The sequence below is a fragment of the Pseudomonas sp. FA-1 genome, from assembly GCF_056856075.1.
This window is the reverse complement of record NZ_JBWXTH010000005.1, coordinates 107,071-122,436: the sequence shown is the minus strand read 5'-3', so window position 1 is coordinate 122,436 and position 15,366 is coordinate 107,071. Positions and strand designations below refer to the sequence as shown.

The 15,366-nt window shown below is 61.7% G+C and carries 17 protein-coding genes; 4 read left to right on the top strand and 13 right to left on the bottom strand.

The annotated features are described in order from the left end of the window. Position 1: 1 nt before the first annotated feature. The 11 genes from flgK to flgB form a co-directional block, all read right to left on the bottom strand. On the bottom strand, positions 2 to 2,047 hold the full coding sequence (gene flgK / locus AC1MHZ_RS11240; RefSeq protein ID WP_480460336.1) for a flagellar hook-associated protein FlgK: 2,046 nt from the start codon (positions 2,045 to 2,047) through the stop codon (positions 2 to 4). Between the two features lie 12 nt (positions 2,048 to 2,059). Further along, the gene (gene flgJ, locus AC1MHZ_RS11235; protein WP_482966354.1) at positions 2,060 to 3,214 is read right to left on the bottom strand and encodes a flagellar assembly peptidoglycan hydrolase FlgJ; all 1,155 of its coding nucleotides are present in this window, start codon (positions 3,212 to 3,214) and stop codon (positions 2,060 to 2,062) included. A 12-nt stretch (positions 3,215 to 3,226) separates the two neighbouring features. Then, positions 3,227 to 4,336, bottom strand: a complete 1,110-nt coding sequence (locus AC1MHZ_RS11230; protein ID WP_084858247.1) for a flagellar basal body P-ring protein FlgI — start codon at positions 4,334 to 4,336, stop codon at positions 3,227 to 3,229. 11 nt (positions 4,337 to 4,347) lie between these two features. Next, positions 4,348 to 5,043 carry a flagellar basal body L-ring protein FlgH gene (gene flgH, locus AC1MHZ_RS11225; protein ID WP_196144946.1) on the bottom strand — a complete coding sequence of 232 codons (696 nt, stop codon included), beginning with the start codon at positions 5,041 to 5,043 and terminating at the stop codon, positions 4,348 to 4,350. A 33-nt stretch (positions 5,044 to 5,076) separates the two neighbouring features. Beyond that, on the bottom strand, positions 5,077 to 5,862 hold the full coding sequence (flgG, locus tag AC1MHZ_RS11220; protein ID WP_196144947.1) for a flagellar basal-body rod protein FlgG: 786 nt from the start codon (positions 5,860 to 5,862) through the stop codon (positions 5,077 to 5,079). Between the two features lie 48 nt (positions 5,863 to 5,910). Beyond that, positions 5,911 to 6,651 (bottom strand): flagellar basal-body rod protein FlgF, encoded by a 741-nt coding sequence (flgF, locus tag AC1MHZ_RS11215; RefSeq protein WP_084858250.1) that lies wholly within the window; start codon positions 6,649 to 6,651, stop codon positions 5,911 to 5,913. Between the two features lie 179 nt (positions 6,652 to 6,830). After that, a complete protein-coding gene (locus AC1MHZ_RS11210) occupies positions 6,831 to 7,016 on the bottom strand; it encodes a hypothetical protein (RefSeq protein ID WP_482966353.1) in 186 nt (61 codons plus the stop codon). A gap of 73 nt (positions 7,017 to 7,089) precedes the next feature. Beyond that, positions 7,090 to 8,451: a flagellar hook protein FlgE gene (gene flgE, locus AC1MHZ_RS11205; RefSeq protein WP_482966352.1), complete on the bottom strand. Its 1,362-nt coding sequence runs from the start codon at positions 8,449 to 8,451 to the stop codon at positions 7,090 to 7,092. Between the two features lie 31 nt (positions 8,452 to 8,482). Beyond that, positions 8,483 to 9,187 (bottom strand): flagellar hook assembly protein FlgD, encoded by a 705-nt coding sequence (gene flgD / locus AC1MHZ_RS11200; RefSeq protein ID WP_480460342.1) that lies wholly within the window; start codon positions 9,185 to 9,187, stop codon positions 8,483 to 8,485. 15 nt (positions 9,188 to 9,202) lie between these two features. After that, a complete protein-coding gene (flgC, locus tag AC1MHZ_RS11195; RefSeq protein ID WP_084858254.1) occupies positions 9,203 to 9,646 on the bottom strand; it encodes a flagellar basal body rod protein FlgC in 444 nt (147 codons plus the stop codon). A 2-nt stretch (positions 9,647 to 9,648) separates the two neighbouring features. Then, positions 9,649 to 10,056 (bottom strand): flagellar basal body rod protein FlgB, encoded by a 408-nt coding sequence (gene flgB, locus AC1MHZ_RS11190; protein WP_084858255.1) that lies wholly within the window; start codon positions 10,054 to 10,056, stop codon positions 9,649 to 9,651. A gap of 403 nt (positions 10,057 to 10,459) precedes the next feature. Here flgB and AC1MHZ_RS11185 point away from each other — a divergent pair, with 403 nt between their 5' ends. Genes AC1MHZ_RS11185 through AC1MHZ_RS11175 form a run of 3 tightly spaced genes read left to right on the top strand, consistent with a single transcriptional unit; the run spans position 10,460 to position 12,615 of the window. Further along, positions 10,460 to 11,797: a DUF6861 domain-containing protein gene (locus AC1MHZ_RS11185; protein WP_482966351.1), complete on the top strand. Its 1,338-nt coding sequence runs from the start codon at positions 10,460 to 10,462 to the stop codon at positions 11,795 to 11,797. Positions 11,798 to 11,812: 15 nt separating this feature from the next. Continuing rightward, the gene (locus AC1MHZ_RS11180; protein WP_416767835.1) at positions 11,813 to 12,436 is read left to right on the top strand and encodes a GAD-like domain-containing protein; all 624 of its coding nucleotides are present in this window, start codon (positions 11,813 to 11,815) and stop codon (positions 12,434 to 12,436) included. After that, positions 12,436 to 12,615 carry a T6SS immunity protein Tdi1 domain-containing protein gene (locus AC1MHZ_RS11175; RefSeq protein WP_482966350.1) on the top strand — a complete coding sequence of 60 codons (180 nt, stop codon included), beginning with the start codon at positions 12,436 to 12,438 and terminating at the stop codon, positions 12,613 to 12,615. Before AC1MHZ_RS11180 ends, AC1MHZ_RS11175 begins: the two co-directional genes overlap by 1 nt. Positions 12,616 to 12,642: 27 nt before the next feature. Here the strand turns inward: AC1MHZ_RS11175 and cheR are convergent, their stop codons facing one another. Together cheR and AC1MHZ_RS11165 are read right to left on the bottom strand one after the other, a co-directional pair. Continuing rightward, complete coding sequence (cheR, locus tag AC1MHZ_RS11170) at positions 12,643 to 13,470, bottom strand: protein-glutamate O-methyltransferase CheR (RefSeq protein WP_084858256.1); 828 nt, start codon at positions 13,468 to 13,470, stop codon at positions 12,643 to 12,645. Between the two features lie 52 nt (positions 13,471 to 13,522). Beyond that, positions 13,523 to 14,452 carry a chemotaxis protein CheV gene (locus AC1MHZ_RS11165; RefSeq protein WP_324813532.1) on the bottom strand — a complete coding sequence of 310 codons (930 nt, stop codon included), beginning with the start codon at positions 14,450 to 14,452 and terminating at the stop codon, positions 13,523 to 13,525. A gap of 63 nt (positions 14,453 to 14,515) precedes the next feature. Here AC1MHZ_RS11165 and flgA point away from each other — a divergent pair, with 63 nt between their 5' ends. Next, entirely contained in the window at positions 14,516 to 15,268 is a 753-nt protein-coding gene (flgA, locus tag AC1MHZ_RS11160; RefSeq protein ID WP_084858258.1) for a flagellar basal body P-ring formation chaperone FlgA, read from the top strand. Positions 15,269 to 15,366 lie beyond the last annotated feature (98 nt).

Genomic DNA, 15,366 nt, shown 5'->3' with positions numbered 1-15,366 from the left:
CTTAAAGGCTGTTGATCAAGGTGGCGAAGGTTTCCTGGGCCGCCTTGATGATCTGCGACGACGCGGTGTAGTACTGCTGGAACTTGACCAGGTTGCCGACTTCTTCGTCGACGGACACGCCCGATACCGAGTTGCGGCTGTCCAGGGCGGACTGCTGCAAGGCATTGGTGGCATTGCCGTCCATGCTGGCCTGGGAGGTTTTGCCCCCTACATTGGAGACCAGCTTGGCGTAGGCATCGGTGAAGCTGATGCCCTTGCCGTCGGCACCGACTTCGACGGTGCCCTTGGTCTGCAGGTCGAGCACCGATTGGGCGTTGCGGTTGTCCGCCGAGCCCGCGCCGGTCAGCGATACGGTGAAACTGTCGCCGTTCTTCGGCGCACCGGAGACATTCATCTCGAAGGTGAAGGTCTTCTGGGTGCTGCCGTCCATGATCGGGTCGCCGTTGGCGTCGACCATCGGCACGGACAGCTGCAGCTTGTTTTCCTGGCCGGGGATGATGGTGCCGGTGCCGATGGCATTGCCCTTGGCGTCATACATCGTGTAGCCCTGGGGCGAGGCGCTGTCATCGCCAAACACCAGCTTGACCGGCGTCGAGTACTTCAGGCCCGTCTGCAGTTCGCTGCGCTGGGCCGCATCGTAGATGTCGAGCGACGAGGTCAGGGTCGGCTGGGTGATCGAACCGGTGCCCTTGTTGCCTGCGCCGTTGACGCCCGTCAGGGGGGCGGCCATGGCCAGGCGGTCCGGGTCGGTGAGCACCGATTCGATGGACGCGGCCGCGTTGCGGGTCGGGGTGATCTTGAAGCTGTCCCCGGCACTCACCGCGCCACCCTTGAGCGACAGGGTGAAACCGTCGATGACCGGAGCCGGGTCGTCATTGAGGTCGAAGGAGCCCATGTCGGTTCCCTCGGGCAGCTTGCGTACACTGTACTCGGTGGCGCTGGTGAAGGTCACCTGGTAATCGCTGGTGCTCAGCTTGCCGGTGTCCTTGATGGTGACGTCGAGGTTGCCGGAACCTGCACTGTTGCGCTGCGACGCCACACTGCGCTCGCTGATGGCCTTGGCACTGTTGATGTCGCCGAACAAGGTGGCGCCGAACTCGCCGTTCTTGTCGATGCCTTGCGCCAGCTGGCGGTTGATGGCATCGGCCACCACCAGAGCGACGCGGCCCAATTCATTGAGGGCCGGGTCCAGGGTGTCGCGCCGGTAGCGCAGCAGCCCACCAAGCTCGCCACCGCTGACACTGTTGGTGATATCCATCTTGGTGGAACCGCGGTTGAGCACCAGGCTCATGCGGGTCGGGTCGGTCTGGCTTGGCTCTACGCCCAGGGTCTGAGTAGTCTTGCCCAGCACCAGGGCCTGGCCGTTCTTCAGGTAGATGTCGTAGTTGCCTTCGCGCTCCACCACATCGGCACCGATCAGCGCGGTCAGCTCGCGTACGGCGCCGTCACGCTGGTCGAGCAGGTCGTTGGGGCTGCCCTGCACGGCCGAGATCCGGGAGATCTGGTCGTTGTACTCGGCGATGGTCGCGGTGAGCTTGTTCACCTTGTCGGTGATCGACGCCATGTTGGCGTTGATGTTGCTGTTCTGCTGGTTCAGTTGAGCCGACAGCGTGTTGAAACGCTTGGCCAGTGCCTGGGAGCTACCCAGCAGCAACTGGCGCGAGGCGTCCTCGTTAGGCTTGGCCGCGGCATCCTGCAGGGCACCGAAGAAGCTCTTGAGCGCAGCCGTGATACCGGTGTCGGCGCTCGACAGGGCGGTATCCAGCGGAGTGATCTGGTTCAGGTAGGAGGTGGCGTCACTGGACAGCGACGTGGTGGTACGCAGTTGGTTTTCCAGGAAGGCGTTGTACACCCGGCGCACGTCGGCCAGGGTGGTGCCACTGCCGATGAACACCTGGCCGTATTGCTGCGAGCCCTTGGTCTTCTGCACGATCTGCTGGCGAGAATAACTGTCCACATCGGCGTTGGCGATGTTGTTGCCCAGGGTATACATCCCCGATTGCGCGGCACCCAGGCCCGACATGCCAATATTGATCAAACTCGCCATGGTTCCAAACCCTTAAAGTTGCGTTGTGGTACCGAGCATTGCGTAGCTCTCGTACGACTTCATCTGTCTTGCGATCTGCGAGATCTTGCTGGCGTAGTTCGGGTCGGTGGCATACCCGGCCTTTTGCAGCTCCCGCACGAATTGTTCCGGGTTATCGGCCGCCTTCACCGCATCTTGATAGCGCGTGTTGTTCTGCAACAGGCTGACCAGGTCGTGGAAGCTGTCCTGGTAGGAGTCGTAGGAACGGAACGCCGCGGTCTCCTTGACGAACTGCCCACCACGGAACTCACTGGTGATCGCCCGCGCATGCCCGCCCTGCCAATTACCGGTGGCCTTGATGCCGAACAGGTTGTGGCTGCTGGTGCCGTCGGCGTTGCGCATCACCGACTTGCCCCAACCGGTTTCCAAGGCGGCCTGGGCCACCAGGTAGCGGGGGTCGATGCCGATGCGCTTGGCCGCCTGCTCGGCCATCGGCAGCATGGTGGCGACGAACTGGTCGCTGTCGCTGAAGGCCTTCTTCGGTGCCAGCGGTGGCTGCGCCACGGCACGGCCAAGAATGCGCAGGCCGTCATCCGGCACGGCGAAGCTGCGCGCGACCTGCTGCCCTTCGCGGGCCGGCACGGCGGCGGTGTTGCTGGTGGCCGCCGACGGCACGATGCCGGCCAGCAGACGGTCGGTGAGCTTGCCCGGCAGCGCCAGGCGCCGTGCATTGAGGGCCGCGACGTCGTTACGGGTCGCGGCTGATTCGCTGATACGCACCGGCTCGGCCACCTTGCTGCCCCACAATGCAGGGGCATGCCCCTCGATGCGTGGGAACGGGCTGGTATTGACGGATGGGCCCTTGTTCTTCGACAACTGGCGTACCAGCACATCCTGCAGGCCGATGCCGCCGCCCTCGCGCGACATGCTCACGGCCAGCTGCTGGTCATACATGTCGCGGTACTGCTTGACCGTCTCGCTGTTCATCGGGTTGTCGTCGGCCAGCACGTCGCTGGCCTTGCGCGAGGCCTTGAGCATCTCGCTGATGAACAGCGATTCGAACTCCTGGGCCACCTTGCGCACGTTGGCGTCGCTGTCGCGATCACCGTGCTTGAGCGAACTCAGGCGGTTGAGGTCGGTATAGGCGCCGCTGTCGGCGTGCCCGGAGACCAGGCTCTTGGGCGTCATGGGCAGGCCTCCTCAGATCACGATCAGGTCGGCCTGCAAGGCGCCGGCCTGCTTCAGGGCTTCGAGGATCGCCATCAGGTCGCTGGGCGCCGCCCCGACCTGGTTCACCGCACGGACGATCTCGTCCAGGGTGGTACCCGGGCCGAACTTGAACATCGGCTTGGCCTCCTGCTGGGCATTGACGCGAGAGCGCGGTACCACGGCGGTCTGGCCATTGGAGAACGGCCCCGGCTGGCTGACGATCGGGTCTTCGGTGATGGTCACGGTGAGGCTGCCGTGGGTCACCGCCGCCGGCGAGACCTTGACGTTCTGGCCGATGACGATGGTGCCGGTACGCGAATTGATGATGACCTTGGCCACGGCCTGGCCCGGGTCGATCTCCAGGTTCTCGAGGATCGACAGGTAGTCCACCCGCTGGCTGGGGTCCATGGGCGCGGTGACGCGCACCGAGCCGCCATCCACGGCCTGGGCGACACCCGGGCCGAGCAGTTCGTTGATCTTGTCGACGATGTGCTTGGCGGTGGTGAAGTCCGGACGGTTGAGGTTCAGCGTCAGGCTGTTGCCCTGGTTGAAGCCGCTTGGCACCGCACGCTCGACGGTGGCACCGCCCGGGATACGGCCAGCCGAGGGCACGTTGACGGTGATCTTGGAACCATCCCGCCCTTCGGCGTCGAAGCCGCCCACCACCAGGTTGCCCTGGGCCACGGCATAGACATTGCCGTCGATACCCTTGAGCGGGGTCATCAGCAAGCTGCCGCCGCGCAGGCTCTTGGAGTTACCGATGGAAGAAACGGTGATGTCGACCACTTGGCCGGGCTTGGCGAAGGCCGGCAGGTCCGCGTGCACCGATACTGCCGCCACGTTCTTGAGCTGCACGTTGCCCGACCCTGGCGGCACCTTGATGCCGAACTGCGAGAGCATGTTGTTGAAGGTCTGCAGGGTGAATGGGGTCTGGGTGGTCTGGTCACCCGTGCCGTTCAGGCCCACCACCAGGCCGTAGCCGATCAACTGGTTGGTACGCACGCCGGAAATGCTGGCGATGTCCTTCAGGCGCTCGGCCTGGGCGCCGAAGGCACAGGACAGAAGCAGGGTCGCGGCGATCAGCTGCCTTACGTTGAACATGGTCATTCGACTCAGAAGGGCCAGAGCGGGCTGATGAAGAAGCGGTCCAGCCAACCGGGCTGGCTGGCATCGGCGAAGGAGCCGGTACCCGAATAGGTGATACGCGCATCGGCCACACGGGTGGACGGCACGGTGTTGTCGGTGGCGATATCATCGGCGCGGATCAGGCCGGCGATGCGCACCAGCTCCTCGCCGGTGTTCAGGGTCAGCCACTTCTCGCCACGCACGGCGATGATGCCGTTGGGCAGCACCTCGGCCACGGTGACGGTAATCGAACCGGTCAGGGTATTGCCCTGGGTCGCCTTGCTGTCGCCCTTGGTGGCACGCTCGCCGCTATAGCCGGCCTCCAGCGACAGGTCACCGCCCCCGAACGGGTTGTTGGTGTTCGGGGTGGTGCCGAACAGCGAGGTCAGGCCGATGTTGGCATTGCTGTTCTTCTGGATCTGCGAACCTGCGTTCTTGCTCGCCGAAGTGCGCTCGTTGAGGGTGATGGTGATGATGTCACCCACCCGGAACGCCTTGCGGTCGGTGTACAGGTTCTGCTCGAAACCGGCCTGGTAGATCGAACCGTTGTTGGCCGCCGCGGGCAACGGGGTACGCGGCAACACCGGCGCGTAATACGGGTCGTTGGGCTTTGGCGTCGGCGCGACGCAACCGGCCAACAACACCGCGCCCCCGAGGGCGAAGACGGACAACAGACGATTCATGACGCTTACCTCACGGTGTAACGGGCTTGGGGCTTACAGCTGCTGGGTGACGAACGAGAGCATCTGGTCGGCGGTGGAGATGACCTTGGAGTTCATCTCGTAGGCGCGCTGGGTGGTGATCATGTTCACCAGCTCTTCCACGGTGCTGACGTTGGAGTTCTCCAGGGTCTGCTGCAAGGTGGTGCCGAAGCCGTTCAGGCCCGGGGTACCGATCTGCGGCGCACCGCTGGCGGCGGTCTCCAGGAACAGGTTGTTGCCGATGGCCTGCAGGCCGGCCGGGTTGATGAAGTCGGCGGTCTGGATGTTGCCGATGATCTGTGCGGCCGGGTTGCCGGCGGTGGTGATCGACACGGTGCCGTCCTGGCCGACGGTGAAGGTCTGGGCATCTGGCGGCACGACGATCGCAGGCTCCAGGGCGAAACCGTTGGCGGTGACGATCTGGCCGTCGGAGTTCAGGTGGAAGGTGCCGTCGCGGGTGTAGGAAACGGTGCCATCCGGTTGCAGCACCTGGAAGAAACCGCGGCCATTGACGGCCATGTCCAGCGGGTTCTCCGTGGTCTGCAGGCTGCCGGTCTGGAAGTTCTTCTGAGTGCCGACGATACGTACACCGGTACCGACCTGCAGTCCCGAGGGCAGCTCGCTGTCCTGGGTCGACTGGGCACCGGGCTGGCGCTTGACCTGATACAGCAGATCCTGGAATTCGGCACGATCACGCTTGAAGCCGGTGGTCGAAACGTTGGCCAGGTTGTTGGAGATGACGGTCAGGTTGGTGTCCTGGGCGGACAGGCCGGTCTTAGCGACCCAAAGAGCCGGAAGCATTTAGTGTTCTCCTCGTGCGCCTGTTTTACGGCACCCGTTCAAAAGTGATTAGCCGATTTGCAAAACCCGAGCCATGGCTTCATCGCCTTCCTTGGCCGCGTTCATCATCTTGACGTGCAGCTCGAACTGGCGGGACAGGGCCAGTACCGAGGTCATTTCCTCGACGGCGTTGACGTTGCTCGACTCCAGGAAACCCGACACCACCTTGACGTTGACGTCGGCATCGGCCGGCTGGCCGCTGGTGGTGTGGATCATGCCGTCCAGGCCCTTGGTCAGGCCCTTGGTATCGGGGTTGACCAGCTTGATGCGATCGACCTCGGCCATCACCCGCGGGTCTTCACCCATGGCGCGGATGCTGATGGTGCCGTCTTCGCCGATCTCCACCTTCTGCTCCGGCGGAATGGCGATCGGGCCGCCATTGCCGATGACCGGCATGCCGTTGCCGGCACGCAGCACGCCCAGGGCATCGATGTTCAGGCTGCCGGTGCGCACGTAGGCTTCGCTGCCGTCCGGTGCCTGCACGGCGATGAAACCGTCACCGCTGACGGCTACGTCCAGCTCGCGGCCGGTTTCCACCAGGGCACCTGCGGTAAAGTCGGTCGCCGGGCGTTCGGTCATGGCAAACGCACGCGCCGGAAAGCTGTCGCCGAACACCGGCATCGACCGCGCCTGCTCCAGGTCGCGCTGGAAGCCGTTGGTGGAAACGTTCGCCAGGTTGTTGGCGTGGGCCCGCTGGGCCAGCGCGTTCTGGCTGGCGCCGGTCATGGCCACGTAAAGCATCTTGTCCACAATCATCCTCCGCTGCACCGACGACCGATTGCCGCCAGCGTTGCTTTGCAGGCACTAAAGCAAGTTCCGAACCAACTTTTCGAAATCATGAAAAAGCCTGTGAATACGGGCTTTGAGGGACGCCTTTGGAATGGACGACGCCGGATATCCGGCGCCATCTTGCCGCTGACGGCAATCGGCTACGGCTCGCGACAACCGGCATTGTTGTAGGGCCCGGCAAAGCGCTTCCACCCCTCCCCAGGCGACCACTGCGAACACACCAAGCGCCCGTCGGCCTGGCTTTCCCAACGCCACCAGGGCGCCGCGGCCGCCTGCGCCTGGAGCAGACACAGCGCTGCGGCGAGCATGACGATCCATTTCTTCATGAGCCTTACCTCGAAAACGACGAACCCCTTTACCGGGAAAGGGGTTCGCACGCACTCGACCGACCAGTGACCGTCAGGTCATCTGGATGATGGTCTGCATGATGGTGCTTTCGGTGGAGATGGTCTTGGCGTTCGCCTGATAGTTACTCTGCGCCTTGATCAGCTCGACGAGCTCCTGGGTCAGGTTGACGTTGGACGCCTCCAGCGAGTTGGACTCGACGCTCCCCAGCGTGCCGGTCTTCGGCGCATCGATGCCAGGAATGCCCGAGGAGTATGTCTCGGTCCAGCGGGTACCACCGATCTGCTGCAGGCCCTGCTCGTTAGCAAAGCTGGCGATGGCGACCTGACCGATGGCGCGGGACTGCTGGTTGCTGAAGCTGGCGAACAACACGCCGGTGGAGTCGATGCTCAGGCTCGACAGGATGCCGGTGGCATAGCCATCCTGGGACTGCGACATGCGCGCCGTCTCGGTGTTGTAGGAGGTCGTGCTGTTCATCGACAGGCGCATGCCGTCTGCATTGCCTGCAGCACCATTGGCAGCCCAGTCGCCTGCAGCGTTCTTCGCCGCCGGCACCCAGCCGGTCATGGTGAAGGTGTTGTTGCTGACCGTGAACGAGGAGCCCGCCGGATGACCGGTGTTGTCAGCTGCCATGCTCTTGACGGAGCCATCGCTGTTGAAGCTGATGGTGCCGGTCAGTGGCGCCTCGGAGGCCGGATCGAATGGATTGCGACCGTCCACCAGGGTGTACATGGTCCATTCGTTGGTGCCAGTCTTGCGATAGAACTGCTCCATAGTGTGCTCGTTGCCCTGGCTGTCGTACACCTTGGTCGGGAACGACTTGGTGTAGGTGGTTTCATCAGCAGGGTCGAACGGCTTGTTCGGCACCAACACCGGCGGGGTGCTGTCATCGTAGACTTCCAGCGGAATGTCGGTGGCCGAGGAATTCAGGTTGATGCCCTGGTCGATCAACGAGGTGGCCTTCGGCGCCAGCGCGGACGTATCGATGCGCAGGTCGCTCAGCACACCCTTCTGGATCTTGCCGGTCGAATCGGCGGCGTAGCCCTGCAGGCGCAGGCCGTCCGAGGTGACCACATAGTTGTCCTTGTTGGTCTGGAACGCGCCAGCCCGGGTGTAGACCATCGAGCCGTTGTCCGACAGGACGAAGAAGCCCTGGCCCTGGATGCCCATGTCCAGCACGTTGCCGGTGTTGTTGATGTCACCCTGGCTGAACTGCTGGGAAACCGCGGCCAGGCGTACGCCGTTGCCGACCTGGTTCTTGCCTACGCCCAGGCGGTTGGCGCCGGCGTACACGTCGGCGAACTCGGCACGCGAGGACTTGAAGCCGGTGGTGTTGACGTTGGCGATGTTGTTACCGGTGACGTCCAACTGCTTGTTGGCTGCGTACAGACCGCTAAGACCGATATTGAAAGACATGTAGAAGCTCCTTGTGCCGCGCTAGCCGGCCTTAGATACCAATGGTTTGCACGCTGGAAAGGGAAACTTTGCCGAGCCCGGCCAGGTTGAGCATCATCTCGCCATTGGGGTTGATGCTGACGCTGGTGACCTTGGCCGGCAGCAGGGTGGACAACTGCACCGCCTTGCCATCCACCGTGGTGGTGGCGGCGAAGCTGTAGGTACCAGGATCGACTTTCTCGCCCTTCTCGTTGGTGCCGTCCCAGATGAAGTCGGCATAACCGGCCTTCTGTTCGCCCAACTCGATGGTCTTGACGACGTTGCCGTCCTTGTCCTTGATGGTGACCTTCGCCTCGCCCACACTTTGCGGCACGACGATCTGGCCATTGAAGCTCTCGGCGGTATCGACCACGGCCTTGTCGTTCTGCACGACCACCGAGCGCCCGACCAGCGATGAGGCCTGCAGCGCCTGGGACGAACCCAGCGCACCGGCAATGGAGTTGACGGTGCTGTTGAGCGTTGTGATGCCCTCCAGGCTGCTGAACTGCGCCAACTGCGCCACGAACTCGCTGTTGTCCTGCGGGTCGAGCGGATTCTGGTGCTGCATCTGGGTCACCAGCAATTGCAGGAACGCATCCTTGCCCAGCGCATTCTTGTCGGCGGGCTCGGCCGTGGTTTTCTTGGTGGTGCCCGTACTCACGCCCGAAGCCGACAGGACGTCGTTCAGGTTCACACCACTGGTGCTATCGATAGCCATGGTCCGTATTCCTTATCACTGACCCAGGGTCAGGACCTTCTGCATCATGGTCTTGGCGGTGTTCATCAGTTCGGCGTTGGTCTGGAACGCACGGCTGGCGGAGATCATGTCGGCCATCTCCTCCACCACATTGACGTTCGGGTAGTAGACGTAGCCGTCTTTGTTCGCCGCCGGGTGGTTGGGCTCGTAGCGCGCCTCGAGGTTGCTCTGGTCCTCGACGATGCCCATCACCTGTACGCCCTGCCCCGCCTCGCCCTGGTCCTGGAACAGCGACTGGCCGGCGCCATCCTGGGCCTGCTGGAAGGTGGTGGCGAACACCGGGTGGCGTGCGCGGTAGGTCTGGTCGATGCTCGAGGACACGGTCTCGGCGTTGGCGATGTTCGAGGCAACGGTGTTGAGGCGGGTGTTCTGCGCACTCATGCCGCTACCGGCAATGTTGAAGACACTGGCAAGGGACATGGTCACTCTCCGCGCAGGGCCGAAATCAGCCCTTTGAATTTACTGTTGAGCAGGGTGAAGCTGGCCTGGAAGCCAATGGCGTTCTCTGCGTAGTTCGACTGCTCGATCTGCGCATCGACAGTGTTCTGGTCGATCGAAGGCTGCATCGGTGTGCGGTACTTGAGGGTGTCATCGCCCATGGCCAGGCCCTGGGCCTCGATGTGCCGGGTGTTGGTACGATCCAGGGCGATGCGGCCGTCCTGCTGCTTGGCCGCCTCGGCGGCGAGCACCGCCGAGAAATCCATGTCGCGCGCCTTGTAGTTGGGCGTGTCGGCGTTGGCGATGTTGTTGGCCAGGACCTCGGCGCGCTGGGCGCGGAAGCTCAATGCCTGCTCATGGATGCCGAGCGCCTTGTCGAAGCTGATGCTCATGTCTGGGAAACCTTCGAAGGTTGACCGGAAGAATCGTGAGCAGGCTAGAGCAAGGTTTGTGCCAAGCGACAGGGGCCCAGTAAAACCGGGGGTTTGGGGCGCAGGTGGCAAAGCGGGATGCCAGAAAAGCGGCAAAGTGCTTCCGCCTGGTGAAGGGAAAGCGGCAATCGCGTGGTGGCAAAAGCGGCAAAACAAAAAATTGACACCAATTGAGCCATGGTCGAACCACGCACAGCTTGAGGCCCAGGGTCTGGGCGAACCAGATCGCTCTCGAGCTATACCATCGACGATTTTGTCGGCGATTTCAGTGAAGTTTGCGAATTTTCCCACAAGCCACACGGAAATGATCACCATTTTTTCGTGATGTGATTTCCCCCTGCACACGCTGTCAGGGAGACACCACATGTTTCTGGGCCACTACATACCCTCGTGGCAGGAAATCGAGTCACGCATCATCAATGAAATGGGCTATCAAGGAGGCGCCCATTTCCGCACACACCTCAACGAACAGGTCGCCTCGCTGGCGCTCAACCTACGCCGGGTCAGAGCCGTTCAGTCGGCCTTCGACCAGGCTGAATGGCAAGCTGCACGTATGCTGCGCCAACGCTTCGCCGACCTCGAAATCGCCAGCATCGTCGACGAACTGCTCATCGTCGTGAGGCAGATGGCGATGATCGTCGCCAGCGGCGTCATCACCGGCGGCGCCATTGGTGCAGGAATAGGCGTATTGGGTGCAGGAGCGGGCGCCATTCCCTTTGCCGGCGCGGGCGCGGCGATGGGTCTTAAGGTCAGTGGCTGGATCCTCGGCGTACTGGGGCTGGCGTCCATCGCCGAGTTTTTCATCGACGGCCTGCCACGCATCGGCGAGTACTACCTCGATGGCATCTGCATAGCCTGGAAAGGTACGCGTGGCGACGAAGGTCTGAGCCCATTCAGCCAGGACGACCCGCATGCGGTATCCCGAGCCGCCCATCATATTGCCCTGGGCCATGTAGAAGTCGTGGTGTTGCTACTGGGCGCGATTGTGTCCTACCTCACGCGCGGGCGAGGCGACGCCCGGGTGCTGGCGCAGGAGATGGCGGCCAGCCGCAAAGGTGCGCGGCTGGGGCAATGGATGCTCAAGCATGAAGAAGGGTTGAAGAAACGGCCGGATCTGCAGGTGCCGGAGCGGCGCAAGGGGGCGGTGGGTGACCCGCAACCGGTTCGCCCGAATCAGCCCAAGAAGGAGCCAATGAAGGCCCACCCCGGCACGATGGCATTGCATAATGTTGAATGCTTCAAAGCTGACAAAGTGCCGGAATACAAAATAGGAGAATTCAAACGACAGTTGAATGGCCAGGAAGATGGGCTCAACGGGATGACTGTTGAAGAATTTTTGGAAAAAGTTGAAAGCCCGAACCAGCGAAACAAAGGGCTTGCCCAGAGAGCGAGAAGGAAGGAACAGGAAGTCATCCAGGAAAAATTTGCAAAAGAGCTCAGGAAAACCATGGATCCATCTGAAGCGCAACGGATCGCAGTAGAAAAAGCCCGAAACCGCATGTCAATCACAGCGGCACTACACAACCCAGACCTCATCGCAGGAGGTCGAGACGTCATATCGGACTTTGGGGACCGACAAGTAAACTCAATAATAGGACCCCAATGGAAAACAAAGATACCCAACTTGAAGAAAGCGGCCGAAACGGTACCACTGGAGCTCAGAGGCTCAACCCGCATGAATATAAAACTACACAAATGCTAACGCAAGGCGATTGAAATGGACAAAATTTTTTCCAAGTTCATTGAAAACTTCGGCCTACCGATTGACCGCCGGGAAGTACCCACCTCCACAATCGAAAGATACAGAGACAAGCTTCCTTCCAAGCTCTTGGAATATTGGTCCGAACATGGATGGGGAGGCTATGGAGAGGGCATATTCTGGCTGGTCAACCCACAAGAGTATGACGCCGTAGTTTCCTGCTGGATTGCAGGCACCGCATTTGACTCACATGACAACTATCACTTGATTGCAAGAAGCGCTTTTGGAGACTTATATCTATGGGGCGAAAAAACTGGATTCTCACTGGAAATAGCAAGCCTTAGCTCTCAGTACGTCTTCTATAAAACTGATTTTACAAAAGAACAGCTCAACTCCGAACTTCAAGGCTTTATCCTATCAAGAAAAGTCGACTCAAATGATTTCAATGACCTTTTCAATCCCGCCAGAGAAAAGCTTGGCAGACTTAAACATGATGAGATGTACGGCTTTTTCCCTGCACTCATGCTGGGTGGCTCCGACTCCCTGCAGCACCTTCAAAAAGTCAGCGCCATTGAGCACTTGGTCTTTCTTGCGCAACTGGCAGACCTGCAGCCTTATCCCTTCTCCGAGCAACCCGATTGATGCTGCAACCACTCAATGAAGTAGCACTATCACGGCCCAAGCGCCGTCAGGCGCCTGGCACCTATATGATGGGCGGGCCTAGCCAGGTGGAGCATCTCGAAAAGGTCAAGGCCGTAGAGCACCTACTTTTCCTTTCACAACTCACTGAACTCGAGCCTTACAGCTTCTCTGACTTCTGAAGCTGAACCTCACAGCCTCCACCTACCTCATTTGGCCTGGTAGATGATCCCCGGGCTGCACTGCACCATCTGGTAGTGGTCCGGCAAGCCGTTGAGCGCCTCGGACGCGCCGAGGAACAGGTAGCCACCGGGCTTGAGGGTGCTGTGGATGCGCAGCAGGATGTCCTTCTTGACCTGGGCCGAGAAGTAGATCAGCACGTTGCGGCAGAACACGATGTCGAACTTGCCCAACGCCGCGTAGCTATCGAGCAGGTTGAAGGAGCGGAACTCCACCCGGCTGCGGATCGGCGCCTTGACCGCCCAGCGGCCCGGGCCCTTGGTGTCGAAGTAGCGCTGCAGGCGCTCCTGGGACAGGCCACGGCCGATGGCCAGGCTGTCGTATTCGCCGGTCTTGCAGTTGGTCAGCATCGACCCGGACAGGTCGGTGGCGACGATCTGCGCGCCCATCTTCAACTGGCCCAGGTTGCTGCGCTCGAACTCATCGATGGCCATGGAGATCGAGTACGGCTCCTGACCCGAGGAGCAGGCCGCCGACCAGATACGCAGGCGCTGGCCGGGGTTGTTCTTGATGAACTCCGGGATGACCTTGTTCTTGAGCACCTCGAAGGGGTAGGTGTCGCGGAACCACAGGGTCTCGTTGGTCGTCATGGCGTCGACCACCTGCTCGCGCAAACCGCCCCGTGGCTGGCTCTGGATACGCTGCACCAACTCGCCCAACGACTTGATGCCCTGCTGCTCCATCAGCTTGTTGAGACGGCTGGAGACCAGGTACTGCTTATTCTCGCCCAGCAAGATGCCACAGGCTTTCTCCAGGAAGACCCGGAACTGTTCGAAATCCAAATTACCCGTAGACAATGCTGCCGCCTCTTTCCAATCGCTGGTGCCGGGGGGCAGGCCCCCGGCGGTTTCAATGCGTCGCCTTGATCCGGTCGACCACCCGCTGGGCCAGGTCGTCCGGCTTGAACTTGGCCAGGAAGTCGTCGGCACCGACCTTCTTGACCATCGCCTGGTTGAAGACGCCGGACAGCGAAGTATGCAGCACGATGTGCAACTTTTGCATGCGTGGATCGCTGCGAATCTCCGCGGTCAGGGTATAGCCGTCCATCTCCGGCATTTCAATGTCGGAGATCATCATCAGGAATTCTTCATCCGGGTGCTTGCCCTCCTCCACCAGCTTGTGCAGGTAGTCCAGGGCCTGGCGGCCGTCGTTGAGCGCCACCACCTCGACACCCACCGCCTGCAGGCAGCGGCTGACCTGCTTGCGCGCAACCGACGAGTCGTCGACCGTGAGCACCCGCAGCATCACTGCCTTGTCTTGCACCTCGGCATCGATCACCCCGGCAGAAATGGCCTCGGAGGCCGGCGACACCTCGGCCAGCACCTTCTCCACGTCAACGATCTCCACCATGCGGTTGTCCACGCGGGTGACCGCCGTCAGGTAGTGGTCGCGACCGGTACCCTTGGGTGGCGGGTGGATCTCTTCCCAGTTCATATTGACGATGCGTTCGACCGAATGCACCAGAAAACCCTGGGTCTTGGTGTTGTACTCGGTGATGATCACGAAGCTGTTGCGTGTTTCTTCCCGCAGGCCGGGCAAGCCGGTCGCCATCGACAGGTCGAGGATGGGAATGGTTGCTCCGCGGATGTTCGCCACGCCACGCACCACCGGGTGGGACTTGGGCATCACGGTCAGCTCCGGGCACTGCAGCACTTCCCGCACCTTGAATACGTTGATGCCATAGAGCTGTTCGCCATTGAGGCGGAACAGCAACAGCTCCAGGCGATTCTGCCCCACCAGTTGCGTACGCTGGTTGACCGAATCCATGACTCCAGCCATGCCAGACTCCTCTAGTTCTCGCCTATGTACCGAATCGGCACGGGCTTTGCTTTTTTGAGCGCCATGTATATGAAAACGACATTTTTCCGACGTCTGACGCGCCTGCTGGGCGGCTCGCTGGCCATGATCTGCCTGCTGGCCCCCGGCAACCGAGCGCTGGCCGATGCGGTTACCTTGCCTGAACAGCTTATCGGCGTCACCCAAGGGTTTCTTGAATTCACCGTGGAGGACTACCTGGCCACCAGCCAGACGCCGGGCCGCTACGAGATCCAGGTCAACACCCTCGACCCGCGCCTGCGCATGCCGACATGCAGCCAACAGCTGGACGCTTCGCTGGAGAGCCCGGCACAACCGCTGGGCAGGGTCACGGTACGGGTGCGCTGCGCCGGCAGCGCGCCGTGGACGGTATTCGTGCCGGCCCAGGTGCGCTTGTTCCGCGACGTGGTGGTGATGGCGCGCCCGCTCAAGCGCGAAAGCGTCATCGGCGAAGGCGATGTGAGCCTGCGGGAACGGGACGTGGGCACGCTCAACCAAGGCTTTCTCACCGATCTGGACCAGGCCGTGGGCATGAAGCTGCTGCGCCCGACCGTGCTGGACCAGGTGCTCACGCCACAGCATCTGGAACAAGCCGAGGTGGTGCGCAAGGGCGATCACGTGGTGATCATCGCCCGCAGCGGCAGCCTGAGCGTGCGCATGCCGGGCGAAGCCTTGAGCAAAGGCGGCCTGTCGGAGCAGATCCGCGTGCGCAACCTGAACTCCAAGCGGGTGGTCAAGGCACGAGTGACCGGGCCAGGCCAAGTCGAGGTGGCCATGTAGTATTGGGCCTGCCAAGGCTCTAGTCCCTGTAGGAGCGGGCTTGCCCCGCGATTGGCCCTGCCAGGGAAACGCCATGAAGGCTAGCGACAAGGAACTGC

Coding starts and splice junctions, on each gene's coding strand:
- flgK (WP_480460336.1), bottom strand. CDS start 2,047: ATGGCGAGTTTGATCAATATTGGCATGTCGGGCCTGGGTGCCGCGCAA.
- flgJ (WP_482966354.1), bottom strand. CDS start 3,214: ATGACGCCCAAGAGCCTGGTCTCCGGGCACGCCGACAGCGGCGCCTAT.
- AC1MHZ_RS11230 (WP_084858247.1), bottom strand. CDS start 4,336: ATGTTCAACGTAAGGCAGCTGATCGCCGCGACCCTGCTTCTGTCCTGT.
- flgH (WP_196144946.1), bottom strand. CDS start 5,043: ATGAATCGTCTGTTGTCCGTCTTCGCCCTCGGGGGCGCGGTGTTGTTG.
- flgG (WP_196144947.1), bottom strand. CDS start 5,862: ATGCTTCCGGCTCTTTGGGTCGCTAAGACCGGCCTGTCCGCCCAGGAC.
- AC1MHZ_RS11210 (WP_482966353.1), bottom strand. CDS start 7,016: ATGAAGAAATGGATCGTCATGCTCGCCGCAGCGCTGTGTCTGCTCCAG.
- flgE (WP_482966352.1), bottom strand. CDS start 8,451: ATGTCTTTCAATATCGGTCTTAGCGGTCTGTACGCAGCCAACAAGCAG.
- flgD (WP_480460342.1), bottom strand. CDS start 9,187: ATGGCTATCGATAGCACCAGTGGTGTGAACCTGAACGACGTCCTGTCG.
- flgC (WP_084858254.1), bottom strand. CDS start 9,646: ATGTCCCTTGCCAGTGTCTTCAACATTGCCGGTAGCGGCATGAGTGCG.
- flgB (WP_084858255.1), bottom strand. CDS start 10,056: ATGAGCATCAGCTTCGACAAGGCGCTCGGCATCCATGAGCAGGCATTG.
- AC1MHZ_RS11185 (WP_482966351.1), top strand. CDS start 10,460: ATGTTTCTGGGCCACTACATACCCTCGTGGCAGGAAATCGAGTCACGC.
- AC1MHZ_RS11180 (WP_416767835.1), top strand. CDS start 11,813: ATGGACAAAATTTTTTCCAAGTTCATTGAAAACTTCGGCCTACCGATT.
- AC1MHZ_RS11175 (WP_482966350.1), top strand. CDS start 12,436: ATGCTGCAACCACTCAATGAAGTAGCACTATCACGGCCCAAGCGCCGT.
- AC1MHZ_RS11165 (WP_324813532.1), bottom strand. CDS start 14,452: ATGGCTGGAGTCATGGATTCGGTCAACCAGCGTACGCAACTGGTGGGG.
- flgA (WP_084858258.1), top strand. CDS start 14,516: ATGTATATGAAAACGACATTTTTCCGACGTCTGACGCGCCTGCTGGGC.